The organism is Pseudarthrobacter sp. MOO13 (assembly GCF_058267655.1).
In genome coordinates this window covers 3,468,256-3,479,805 of sequence record NZ_CM177848.1, presented here as the reverse complement: position 1 = coordinate 3,479,805, position 11,550 = coordinate 3,468,256, and the positions used below count along the sequence as shown (strand labels likewise).

The 11,550-nt window shown below is 67.5% G+C and carries 11 protein-coding genes; 2 read left to right on the top strand and 9 right to left on the bottom strand.

Annotated elements, in window-relative coordinates; all coding sequences use genetic code 11:
* Window positions 1-3: 3 nt before the first annotated feature.
* Both AC4EEO_RS15820 and AC4EEO_RS15815 read right to left on the bottom strand, forming a co-directional pair.
* Window positions 4-657, bottom strand: coding sequence for a DUF4232 domain-containing protein (locus AC4EEO_RS15820; protein ID WP_026265151.1), 654 nt, complete (start codon window positions 655-657; stop codon window positions 4-6).
* A 197-nt stretch (window positions 658-854) separates the two neighbouring features.
* Window positions 855-1,064 (bottom strand): hypothetical protein, encoded by a 210-nt coding sequence (locus tag AC4EEO_RS15815; protein ID WP_133831432.1) that lies wholly within the window; start codon window positions 1,062-1,064, stop codon window positions 855-857.
* 232 nt (window positions 1,065-1,296) lie between these two features.
* On the opposite strand from AC4EEO_RS15815, the gene AC4EEO_RS15810 reads away from it, so the two are divergent.
* Together AC4EEO_RS15810 and AC4EEO_RS15805 are read left to right on the top strand one after the other, a co-directional pair.
* Window positions 1,297-1,644, top strand: a complete 348-nt coding sequence (locus tag AC4EEO_RS15810; RefSeq protein ID WP_018763796.1) for a hypothetical protein — start codon at window positions 1,297-1,299, stop codon at window positions 1,642-1,644.
* A 94-nt stretch (window positions 1,645-1,738) separates the two neighbouring features.
* Window positions 1,739-2,518: an SDR family NAD(P)-dependent oxidoreductase gene (locus AC4EEO_RS15805; protein WP_018763797.1), complete on the top strand. Its 780-nt coding sequence runs from the start codon at window positions 1,739-1,741 to the stop codon at window positions 2,516-2,518.
* Between the two features lie 100 nt (window positions 2,519-2,618).
* On the opposite strand, the gene AC4EEO_RS15800 is transcribed toward AC4EEO_RS15805, so the two are convergent.
* The 7 genes from AC4EEO_RS15800 to AC4EEO_RS15770 all read right to left on the bottom strand — a co-directional run bounded on the left by AC4EEO_RS15800 (window position 2,619) and on the right by AC4EEO_RS15770 (window position 11,478).
* Complete coding sequence (locus AC4EEO_RS15800; RefSeq protein WP_491339244.1) at window positions 2,619-4,358, bottom strand: thiamine pyrophosphate-dependent enzyme; 1,740 nt, start codon at window positions 4,356-4,358, stop codon at window positions 2,619-2,621.
* Window positions 4,359-4,396: 38 nt separating this feature from the next.
* Window positions 4,397-5,914 carry an amino acid permease gene (locus AC4EEO_RS15795; protein WP_491339243.1) on the bottom strand — a complete coding sequence of 506 codons (1,518 nt, stop codon included), beginning with the start codon at window positions 5,912-5,914 and terminating at the stop codon, window positions 4,397-4,399.
* Between the two features lie 44 nt (window positions 5,915-5,958).
* On the bottom strand, window positions 5,959-6,918 hold the full coding sequence (locus AC4EEO_RS15790) for a glutaminase (RefSeq protein WP_491339242.1): 960 nt from the start codon (window positions 6,916-6,918) through the stop codon (window positions 5,959-5,961).
* Window positions 6,915-8,510: a PucR family transcriptional regulator gene (locus AC4EEO_RS15785; protein ID WP_109044781.1), complete on the bottom strand. Its 1,596-nt coding sequence runs from the start codon at window positions 8,508-8,510 to the stop codon at window positions 6,915-6,917. Before AC4EEO_RS15785 ends, AC4EEO_RS15790 begins: the two co-directional genes overlap by 4 nt.
* Before the next feature lie 231 nt (window positions 8,511-8,741).
* Complete coding sequence (locus tag AC4EEO_RS15780) at window positions 8,742-9,494, bottom strand: maleylpyruvate isomerase family mycothiol-dependent enzyme (protein WP_109044780.1); 753 nt, start codon at window positions 9,492-9,494, stop codon at window positions 8,742-8,744.
* Entirely contained in the window at window positions 9,494-10,336 is an 843-nt protein-coding gene (locus AC4EEO_RS15775; RefSeq protein WP_133832661.1) for a fumarylacetoacetate hydrolase family protein, read from the bottom strand. Before AC4EEO_RS15775 ends, AC4EEO_RS15780 begins: the two co-directional genes overlap by 1 nt.
* Window positions 10,336-11,478 (bottom strand): cupin domain-containing protein, encoded by a 1,143-nt coding sequence (locus AC4EEO_RS15770; RefSeq protein ID WP_133832662.1) that lies wholly within the window; start codon window positions 11,476-11,478, stop codon window positions 10,336-10,338. The genes AC4EEO_RS15775 and AC4EEO_RS15770 overlap by 1 nt, the downstream gene beginning before the upstream one ends.
* Between the last annotated feature and the right edge of the window lie 72 nt (window positions 11,479-11,550).

Genomic DNA, 11,550 nt, shown 5'->3' with positions numbered 1-11,550 from the left:
CGGTCAGGCCGGTTGGAACGCCCCGATGGAGAGCAAGGTGATTTGCGCGTTGCCGCAGGCCTTGGTGGGCTGCGGGAGGAACAGGGAGTCGGTGTCCTCGGGCGGGTAGACCCGGTAGCCGGCGGCATCCACCGGCGAGCAGTCCATGTAGTTGCCGGCCTGCGTGTAGCGCAGTACCGCGGTGCCGGTCTGGCCGGGGGCCAGCAGGACGTCAACCACTCCCGTGGAGTCGTCGCGCGCGGCCGGGGCTCCGATCGGGGCGCCTGCGGCGTCCGCAACCAGGGAGACGCCGGCGAATCCCTTGAGGATGCAGGGTTCGGTTCCCTTGTTGGTGAGGTTGAGCTTCATGTAGACGCTGCCCGCCGCGCCGCCGCCGGAGGCATCGGTGGCGGCCGTGAGTCCGGCCGCCTTGCACAGGGCAGGCGCTCCGGCGGCGGTGGTGCCGGGGGCGGGGGAGTCCGGCGTCGTGGCAGGTGCGGAGGACGACGGCGGGGCCGAGGATGCCGACGACGTGGGCGACTGGCTGGCCTGCCCGGTGGCGGGCGTCGTCGTCGTTTGGGACTGCGGCTGGCTTGGAGCGCACGCGGTGAGCAACAGCGTTGCCGTTGCGGCCGCCGTCGTCAGGGCAATCGCCTGGGAAATTATCTGAGACCTCATGGCACCACCTTCGCCGTACCGGTTGCCCGCGTCAACGATGCCACCTGCCTTGGCGGCAATTTGATGCCCGGATCGTGATGATCCGGTCACTGGAAGGCTCCCGCGGGATGGCATGCGGCGGCGCACCCCGGCCGGGAGCGGCCATCCTCAGTCCGTCTCAGGTCCCGTGCAGTACGGGCAGTCCTCGGGGCACTCCGTCATGCCGGCACCACCGCCAGGTCCAGGCCGTCTGCGACGTGGAACAGCCGGCGGCCCCCCGCGGGCGCGGTCACCCACACGATGCCGCCGTCGTCCGTCCTGTCATCCACCACGCCGCTGAAGGCCACCCGGCCGTTCCTGCGGAGTTCCACCAGGTCGCCGGTCTCGACCGGGTCCCAGCGGACAGGGCTTTTTACGCGGCTCGTCATTGAAGTCACGGGCATTCCTTTGCACGGCGTGGTTGCGGCGGCAGCTGCCGCCCAATGAAGCCATCAAACAGGGACGCTGCCGCCCAACTCAATGGAGGAGTGACCACGCTCCACGCTTCTTCTTTGTGCAGGCCTCCAGCAGGCTGGTGCAGGGGTCCGGAAGGCCCGTGTGCCATGGGGAAGGGCGGGGTTAGACTGCCTGCGTAAGCGTCGGCGATCGAAGGAGAAGTTCATGGACTACACCGGAAGCCAGTCGGAAAAGGCAGTCACAGCCGGTGAACTGGGCCGCAGCCACATCGGGCAGACAATCAGCTTCCAGCCGAATGAATTCACGGTGGTCTTCGGCAAGCTCGCAGGAATCGCGCGGACGGAAGCCATGGTTTACATCTCCCTGACAGGGGTGGGGAACGGCACGCACCTGAAGGATGAGTACGACCTGCCGGCCGCCCACGAGGTCTTCGTTCCCGTGGACGTCATCACCAACGCCGAATCCACCATCAAGGATTTGTTCGGCAAGGTCCAGGAGAACCTCCGCGGGACCGGCCACAAGGGCGGCGAAGACCGGACCGACCGGCTGTAGCCCCGGAAACCTGGCTGATGGCCGGCATCGTTTTCGATGCCGGCCATCAGTGCTTGGGACGCCAGTGCACCACATCTCTGTTGGAAGGAACATCATGGGCAACGAAGCTGCATGGCAGGAAACCACAACCGCGGGCCGGTTCGCCGGCAGGACCGTCATTGTCACCGGTGCAGGCTCGGGCATCGGGCTGGCAACCGCGCTGCGCGTCGCCAAGGAAGGCGGCCGCGTGATCGCGGCGGACATCAGCAAGGAACGGCTGGATGACCTTGTGGCCGGGAACCCCGGCCTGGACCTGGTTGCCGTCGCCGGTGACATCTCCACCGAAGAGGCCGTGGCGGCAGTGGTGGCGGCCGCCGGCGGCAGGGTGGATGCGCTGGCCAACGTTGCCGGCATCATGGACAACTTCGCCCCCATCCACGAGGTGGACGACCAAGTCTGGGAGCGGGTCTTCCGGATCAACGTCACCGCGCTGATGCGACTCACCCGTGCGGTGGTGCCGCTGATGCTGCAGGCGGGCACCGGCTCCGTGGTCAATGTCTCCTCGGAGGCCGGGCTGCGGGGTTCCGCCGCGGGTGCGGCCTACACGGCCTCCAAGCATGCAGTGGTGGGCCTTACCAGGAACTCTGCCGTCATGTACGGCCCGTTGGGGCTGCGCTTCAACACCGTGGCGCCGGGCGCCACCATCACCAATATCGAGGCGAACTGGGGCTCGGAGCTGGCGGCAGGTCGGCTGGGTCCGCTGATGCAGGCGAACATCCCGACACCCGCCACCGCCGCGCAGCTCGCCGCGTCCATCACCTTCCTGCTCAGCGACGACGGCACGAACGTCAACGGCGCCGTGCTCGCTTCCGACGGCGGCTGGTCGGCACTGTAGCGGGCAGCACCGCTGCCGGCAGGCACCTTAAAGCCAAGCGGACGACGCCGGGTGCGGCCCGTCGTCGTCCGCCCACCCGGGCAGCACCCCGCAGTGCGGCCTAGTACGCCTTGACGCGCTGGTCCACCACGAGGTGGACCAGCGCGAACGTGCGGTCCCGGTCGATGGCCGCCAAGGCGGCGTCCAGGGCCGCCGGCACGTCGCGGTCATCCCTGACCGTGATGCCAAAGCCACCGAACGCCGTGGCCATCAACCCGAAGTCCGGGTTCTTGAGTTGGGTGCCGGAGACCCGCTGCGGGTAATGCCGTTCCTGGTGCGTGCGGATGGTGCCGTACTCCTGGTTGTCCATGACCACCACCAAGGGTGTGGCGCCATATTGGGCGGCGGTCGCCAATTCCTGGCCGTTCATGAGGAATTCGCCGTCCCCCGCGATGGTCACGACGCGCCGGTGCGGCTCGGCCAGCGATGCGGCAATGGCGGACGGGATGGAGTACCCCATGGAGCCGTTGCGGGCACTGAGCATGGATGCATAGCGGCGGGTGGGGAAGTACCGGTGTGCCCAGTTGGTGTGTTCGCCGGCCCCGAAGGTCACCACGGCGTCCTCGGCAAGCCGGGGCACCAGGTTGGCCATAAGGGTGTCCATCCTGGCCTGTCCGGACCCCGGGGCAGCGGGCGGCAGCGCGGCGAAGCGTTCCTGTTCCGCCCGCATCCGGGCCGTCCAGTCACGCCACTCGTCCTTGACCGGCAGCGCGACGCCCTGGAGGTCGCGCACGAACGCCTCCGGTTTGGCCAGGATTTGCCGGGAAACCGGGCCGGACCGTCCGCGCAGCGACGGGTCCACCGTGACCAGGAAGTTCTCCTTGGTCCAGTCCTGCCGGCAGACGAAGCCATCCGTAATGACATCGCCTGGGACCGTGCCCACAAAGACCAGCAGGTCGGTTTCCTCCAACAGGTCGTAGGTGGGCCGGGGGCGGCCGTACCCGATAGGGCCCACGTAGGACGGCGAATCGAAGGAAACTGTTCCCTGGGTCCGCCACTCGGCAGCGGCCGGGATGTGGTGCCGTTCCAGCCACCCGGTGAGCTGGAGGGCGGCTTCCTGGGTCCAGTCGTTGCCGCCAGTGACGAACAGCGGCTTGCTGGACCTGGCCAGGGCGGCTTCAAGGGCTGCGGAATCCGTGCTGCCCATGCCGCCGGCTGCCACGGGGATCGCCGGATGCAGGGCCGGGCTGACCTGCCGCCGGATCACGTCCTCCGGCAGGCCGACCACCACGGGGCCGGGCCGTCCGCTCATGGCCGCGAACATCGCTTCGGCCACGATTTCGGAGGCCCGCTCCGGGTGGTCAAGGACCATGACCCGTTTCGCTCCGGTATCGAACCAGGACTTAATGTCGAACTCCTGGAACGCCTCGCGGTCCCGGTGGGCGAACGGGATGAGCCCCACGAAGAGCAGCATGGGGGTGGAATCCTGCCAGGCGGTGTGCAGTCCCACATGGGCGTTGGCCGCGCCCGGCCCGCGGGTCACCATCGCCACCCCCGGACGCTGGTTCATCTTGCCGTCGGCCTCGGCCATGTAGGCGGCGCCGCCCTCATGGCGGCAGACGATGGTTTCGATGGCGGACCCGTGCAGGCCATCGAGCACGTCAAGGAAGCTCTCGCCGGGAACAACGTAGGTGCGCTCCACGCCATGCGCCACCAGGGAATCGACAATGACGTGCCCGGCGGACTTCAGGGTTGGCTGCGCGTTCTCCGGCACGTGTGGGCGGAGGTCCTGCCGGTCATCGACGACGGCGGCGGGCTGGGAACGGGATGCGGTCAGGGAGGGCTGCGGCTCTGGAGTCATGTTCTTTCTTTGGTTCGAAGGGTGGCGGAAGGTCCGGGTCAGGTGATGGGTGTCCGGTTGGCGATGACGGGGGAGGTGCCGGTGTAGCCGTCGCGGGTTTCGGCGATGTGGCGGATGCGGGTGCGGCAGGCGTACCAGCCGGCGATCATGAGGATGGAGGCGATGGCGGTGACGAGCATGGTCAGGGGTGAGTCGATGAAGACCATGATGAGGACGCCGATGAGGAAGAGGAGGGAGAGGTAGCCGGTGTAGGGGGCGCCGAACATGCGGAAGGTGGGGCGTTGGACCCAGCCTTTGTCGGCCCAGCGTTTGAGTTGGATTTGGCATAGGACGATGGTGGCCCAGGTCATGATGATGCCGACGGAGGCGATGTTGAGGACGATTTCGAAGGCGTCGGCGGGGACGAGGTAGTTCAGGGGGACGCCGAGGAGGGAGACGGTGGCGGTGATGGCGATGCCGCCGTAGGGGACGCCTGCTTTGTTCATGCGGTAGGCGAAGCGGGGGGCGGAGCCGTTGACGGACATGGAGCGCAGGATCCGGCCGGTGGAGTAGAGTCCGGCGTTCAGGGAGGACAGGGCGGCGGTGAGGACGACGAGGTTCATGATGACGTCTACGCCTTGGACGCCGATGGAGCCGAAGAACGTCACGAAGGGGCTGACGCCTTTTTGGTAGGTGGTGTAGGGGAGCAGGAGGGCGAGGAGGATGACGGAGCCGACGTAGAACACGGCGATGCGGAAGACTACGGAGTTGATGGCTTTGGGCATGATTTTTTCGGGGTTTTCGGTTTCGCCGGCGGCGGTGCCGACGAGTTCGATGGAGGCGTAGGCGAACAGGACCCCTTGCATGAGGATGATCATGGGCAGCAGGCCGGTGGGGAAGATCCCGCCGTGGTCGGACAGGAGGCTGATGCCGACTTGTTGGCCGTCCACGGGGGTGCCGAAGATGACGAAGTAGGTGCCGATGATCAGGAATGCGACGAGGGCGGCGACTTTGATCAGGGCGAACCAGAATTCCATTTCGCCGAAGACTTTGACCGAGACGAGGTTCAGGGCGAGGACGACGAGGAGGGCGGTCAGGGCCCAGGCCCACTGCGGGACATCGGCCATCCAGGGGATGTAGTTGCCGAAGAAGTGCATGTAGAGGGCGGCGGCGGTGATGTCCACGATGGTGGTGGTGGCCCAGTTGATCCAGTAGAACCAGCCGGAGACGAACGCGGCTTTCTCGCCGAAGAATTCACGGGCGTAGGAGACGAAGGAGCCTGAGGAGGGCCGGTGCAGGACCAGTTCGCCCAGGGCGCGCAGGATCAGGAACGCGAAGAACCCGCAGACCGCGTAGGCGATGACCAGGGACGGGCCCGCGGCGTTCAGCCGGCCGCCGGCGCCCAGGAACAGGCCGGTACCGATCGCACCGCCGATCGCGATCATCTGGATCTGCCGGGGCTTGAGGTTCTTGTGGTAACCCTTGTCCTCCGCGTGCAGGGAAGTCTCGGACGCATGCGCGTGACCACCATCAATTACATGGTCTGGCTCAACCTCGTCATTGGGGTTGTTGGGCATGGGGTTTCCTTTCGATCCGGAAAAGATCTTGTTGGTTGGGGAACTTAGAAGACCGACCAGCCGGTGCGGTCGGAGAGGTCGGCAAGGGCCGCCGTGCCGGCGAGGGAATTGCCTTTGGCGTCCAGGCGGGGGCTCCAGACGCAGATGGCGCACTGGCCCGGGACGATGACCAGGATGCCGCCGCCCACTCCGCTCTTGCCGGGCAGGCCCACGCGGTACGCGAACTCGCCCGCGGCGTCATACATGCCGCAGGTCAGCATGATGGAGCCGATCCGCTTGGCCTCGCTCGGGGACAACACGGCCCCCGGGGCTCCCTGGCCGTCGTTGGCAAGGAACAGGCCCGCCCTGGCCAGCTGGACGCAGGTCATCATGACGGAGCACTGGCGGACGTAGTTCTCCACCACTGCCGCGGCCGGCTGGGTGAGGTTGCCGAAGTCCTTCAGGAAGTGGGCAAGGGCCAGGTTGCGGCTGCTGCCGGCCAGTTCACCGGCAGCAGCGGCCTCGTCAATGTACGGTGCCGGATCTCCCTCCCCGCCTGGTTGTCCTCCCGTACCCGCCTGCCGGGTGAGGAACTGCAGGAGGTGCCCGGCGGCGTCGGGCGTCTCTTCCATCAGGTGGTCCGTGACCACCAGGGCGCCGGCGTTGATGAAGGGATTGCGCGGGATGCCGTGCTCGGCTTCGAGCTGGACCAGTGAGTTGAAAGCCGTTCCGGATGGTTCGCGCAGCACCCGTGACCACAGCAGGCCGGACCGGCCGCCCTGCAGCGCCATGGCCAGGGTGAACACCTTGGAGATGCTCTGAATGGAGAACGGGACGTCCGCGTCGCCGGAGCTGAAGACCTTGCCGGAGGTGGTGGCAACGGCGATGCCAAAACGGTTGAAGGGGACGGCGGCCAGGACCGGGATGTTGTCGGGCACGGCACCGGCTTCCTTCCGGGGCCGGTGTTCCCGGACGATTTCCTCAAGGAGGATGTCCAGGGGCGGTGCGCTGAGTGTCGTGGTCATTTCCTGCCTGAAGTGTTGTTGGCGGCGGCCCACTCCTGGAGGTGGAGCAGTGCCACCAGTGAGTCCCGGGGACTGCCGAAGTTGAGGCCGGTCACCCGGGCGGCCTTGGCCACCCGGTAGTAGACGGTGTTCTTGTGGAGGTTCATGCCCCTGGCGCACTCGGCGACGTCGAAGGCGGCGTCGAAGTAGGCGCGGAGGGTGGCGGCGAGCTCGGCGTCCTCCTGCAGGAGCGCGGCCAGGCTGCGGTGCCGGAAGGGCGAGGCCTGGAAGTTGCGGACCGCCTCGCGGTACAGGATTTCCGCTTCGAAATCGGCCACCCCCGCCACCGTGCCCGGTTCTGCGGTGCCCACGCAGGCCAGCAGCGCCTCCGTCACCCGGGTGACCGTGTGGAGGGACAGCAGGTCCGGCACCAGGGGGCCGACGGCGGCGAAGGGGGTGATGCCGAGGTGTTTTCGGGCGTCCCTGACGATTGCCTCGGCCAGGGACCGAAGCCCCGGCTCGGCGGTGCTGGACTGCAGGTCCGGCACGATGATGGCCGTGTCACCGTTGAACTGGCCCACGACGGCGGAGGCCTTGTACGCGGCGGCGTGGATGGAGGCGAGGTTGGCCAGTTCGCCGTGCTTGAGGGCGGCGTCGTCGGCACGCGAATCGGCGTCGGACATGCCCATCAGGATGAGCGCGGCAGGAGCTTCGGACGGGATTTTTCCGCTGTGCGCACCGGCGGCGGCTTCTGCCGGACCCGACAGGATCCGCGCAATCCGGTCTTCCCGCATGTGGACCGACTGCTGGTTGCGGTAGCGGATCAGTTCGGCCGAGACGCGGGCAGCGGACCCGGTCAGGACATATTCGACGTCGGGCCCGAAGCCTGCACCGGTCTCCTGGAGCCAGATGTATCCCATGATCCGCTCGCCGGCAAAGAGCGCGATGGCAACCCGCTCCCGCAGCCCGTCCTGCGGCCTCGCCGGGACGCGGACAGGTTGCCGGGTGCGGTGGAGTTCCCGGTAGGCGCCCAGGTCCTTGAGCAGCAGTTCGTACTTCCGTGGGCCGCGGCGGGCCAGGATGGACGCCTTCCGGAGCTCATCGATGTCATTGGTGACCGTGGAATAGGCAAGGACTTTGTTGGCCGCATCCTCAATGAGCACGTGGCTGGACGTAAGCCGTGCCGTGGTCTGGGCGATCGCAAACAGGTCTTCCTCGAGCAATGTCAGGACTTCGCTCTGGTAGCTGCGCGGCTGGATCCGGTCCTTGGCAATCGACAGCAGGCGGTCCCAGTCTGCGGCCGGATCCACCAGCAGCAGCCCCGACCCCGCTGCGCGCAGGAGCTCCTCTGCTTCGGCGAGGTCGTCCCGCCGGCCCTTCAGTGCGACCACCGGGGGCGGATCCGCCAGGAGGCGCCGGAGTGCCGGCAGGGCAGACCGGCCGCGGACCCCGATGAGCAGGACGAAGGCTTTGGCGGCCTCCACTGCTTCATCGTCGGCGTCGACGATCAGGAACCGTTCGATGGCCGGCGCCGAAGGGCCGGGCCGGAGGATGAGGCTGGCGAAGCCAAGGGGAAGATCCGAGAGGATGTCATCCACCGTAACCGCGGCCATGGTTGTCCTTTTGCGTTGATCCCGCCGGACGGCTCTGTCCGGTCACCTCATGCTATCCAGCGGCAGGAGGCAGGATTATGGAATCTGTTCCAAGTCCACTGGCCCATTTTTGGTTTCCGGTCTGAGGCGGACGCGCTGTCGCCGAAACAGCGTGCCCGCGCGGCAACGGCGAATGGCGGGCCGGCAGGGCCGGCCCGCCATTGGTGCGGTGTGATGGTGTGGCCGGGACGTCTAGATCCAGGCCGGTGCCGCGGGCACCGGGGTGACGGGTCCGGCGTCGTGCGTTGCCGTGGTTCCGTCCGTGCCGCGGCCGGTGGCCCACTGGGCGATGGCGGCCAGTGAACCGGACACCACGGTGGGCGACGGGCCGGCGGTGTCCCCAAACGACAAGCCGGTGCCGTCCACTGTGATGAGGAGCCCGGCATCGGTGCCGCGCACATGCCAGGCGCCGGTGATGTCCTTGAGCAGGCGTTCCAGGACGGGTGCAGGGATGTCCTTGAAGGTGGCCCCGTTGTCCAGGTCCACGGCGTGGACCCAGACTTCGCGGGTGCGCATCCACACGGTCTCTTCGGCCGGGACGGTCCTGCCCTGGACGGTTTTGACCTTGTGGTGCCAGTTGGCGGCGGGCAGGTCGCGCCATTCGACGTTCAGGTGCACGGCGGAGTGGTCGAAGAGGTTCCGCAGTGCGATCGGGGACAGCGTCGCCCCGAAGTCGATCTCATGGTTGCGGGCCTCAACGGACGGGTACATGGGTGTTTCCACCCCGGTGGCGGCCCACTCGACCAGGCGGGCGATGGCCCGGGCGTTGTAGCCCACGTGGGCTACAACGTGGCGGCGGGTCCAGCCCGGCAGCAGCGAGTCAGCGTCCAGTTCCGCGTCCATGAGCTCGTTGAGCTTGCGGGCGAAGAACGCGGTGCCGCGCCGGGCCTGCAGCAGCCCGTCCAGTAGGACGGGGTCGGTGGCCTGGTCGTGCCGGGCGACCATCAGGCTTCCTTGACCACGCGGTTGGCCAGCCGGCCCAGGCCCTCGATGGTGGTGACCAGGACCTGGCCCTCCTGCAGGTAGCGCTTGGGGTCCTGGGCGTGGCCCACGCCGCCGGGGGTGCCGGTGGCGATCACGTCGCCCGGGTTGAGGGTGACGATCGTGGAGATGTAGGAGACCAGGAATTCGGGGGTGAACACCAGGTCCGAGGTGGGGGTGGACTGCTGGACATCGCCGTCCACGGCGGAGGTCATGAGCGGGCCGGGCGTGAACTCGTCCTTGGTCACCAGGGCCGGGCCGAACGGGGTGGACTTTTCCCAGGTCTTGCCCTGCAGCCACTGGATGGTGCGGAACTGGTAGTCGCGCATGGAGATGTCGTTCAGGACGGCGTACCCGGCGATGTGGTCCGCGGCTTCGGCTTCGGGGATGCGGCGGCCGGCCTTGCCGATGACGACGGCGAGTTCGGCTTCCCAGTCCACGGTGTCCGATTCCTGCGGCAGGGCCAGGTCGTCGTTCGGTCCGATCAGGGATTCGGCGTACTTGGCGAACAGGGTGGGGTACTCGGGAACCTCGCGGCCCATCTCCTTGATGTGGTTGCGGTAGTTGTGGCCCACGCAGATGATCTTGCCGGGGGAGGGTACGACGGCGGCGAGGTCGGCGCCGGCCAGCGCGTGGGTTGCGCCGTTGGCTTCCTTGGCGGTGGTTTCCCAGGCGGGGTCCTTCAGGAGGGCCCCGACGTCGGCGAACCCCGGGATTTCGGTGAGGGTGTCACCGTCCTGGCGGACCGCTGTCGTGCTCTTGCCGTTGCCTGTGCCGTTGTTCAGGCGGAGGGTGAGGAGTTTCATTACTTGGTGCGTCCTTCGATGTAGGTGCGGTTGAAGTTCAGGCGCTCAAAGATGGGCGCGTCGCTGAACCGGAACAAATCAAACTCCGTTTGTGAACCAGCGTCGGCCTGCAGCGACCAGGCGGCCCAGGACGGGACCACGAAGAGGTCGCCCTTGGCCAGGACCTTGGTTTCGCCGTTCAGGGTCACGGTGCCCGTGCCTTCGAAGACCTGCCAGACGCTGGAGCCCACCTCGCGGACGGGCTCGGTGGTGGCGCCGGCGCGGAGGCGGTGGAACTCGGCCCGGATGGTGGGCATGACATCCCCGCCGGTGGTGGGGTTGGTGTACCGGATGGCGGCGTGGCCCTGGGACACCGTGGCGGGGTGGCCCTCGTCCTCGAGGAGCAGCTGTTCGCGCAGCGCGGCGTCGGTGTACTTCCACCGGTATGCGGCGATGGGGGAGTTGGTGGTGTCATTGAGCCCGGAGAGCGGGCGCAGCCCTGGGTGGGCCCAGAGCCGTTCGGAGCGGGAGATGTCCGGGGTGGCCTCGTCGGTGACGCGTTCGGTACCAAACTCAAAGAATCCGGCATCGGCGTAGTGCACGAACGGGATGTCCAGGCCGTCAATCCACGCCATGGGCTGGTCGGTGTCGTTGTGGTGGCCGTGGAAGTTCCAGCCCGGGGTGAGCAGGAAGTCGCCGCGGGACATCCGGACCGGGTCCCCGTTCACCACGGTCCACACGCCCTCGCCTTCGACGACGAACCGGAACGCGTTTTGGGAGTGGCGGTGCTCCGGGGCGGTCTCGCGGCCGCCCAGGTACTGGATGGCGGCCCACAGCGTGGGGGTGGCGTACGGGGTGCCGGCCAGGCCGGGGTTGGCCAGCGCGATGGCGCGGCGTTCCCCACCGCGGCCCACGGGCACCAGGTCCCCGGCGCGGGCGGCCAGCGGGTACAGGTCATCCCACCGCCACACATGCGGAACCGCCTTCGGGGACGGGACCATGGGCATCAGGTCCGCGATCTCCGTCCACAACGGAATCAGGTTCTCTTTATCGAAATCCTTGTACAGCTGCTCCAACTGGGCAGCCTCTTCCGGAGTGGGCTCGAGGACATGGTGCTCCCGGGCCACGGATTCATGTGTTTGGTTTTCAGCGCTGATCGACACTGGCCTTCTCCTTGCGTGCGGACTGACTGCGGCGTGGATTCGACCTTAGGGAAAGCGGGCTGTGATCCCCAG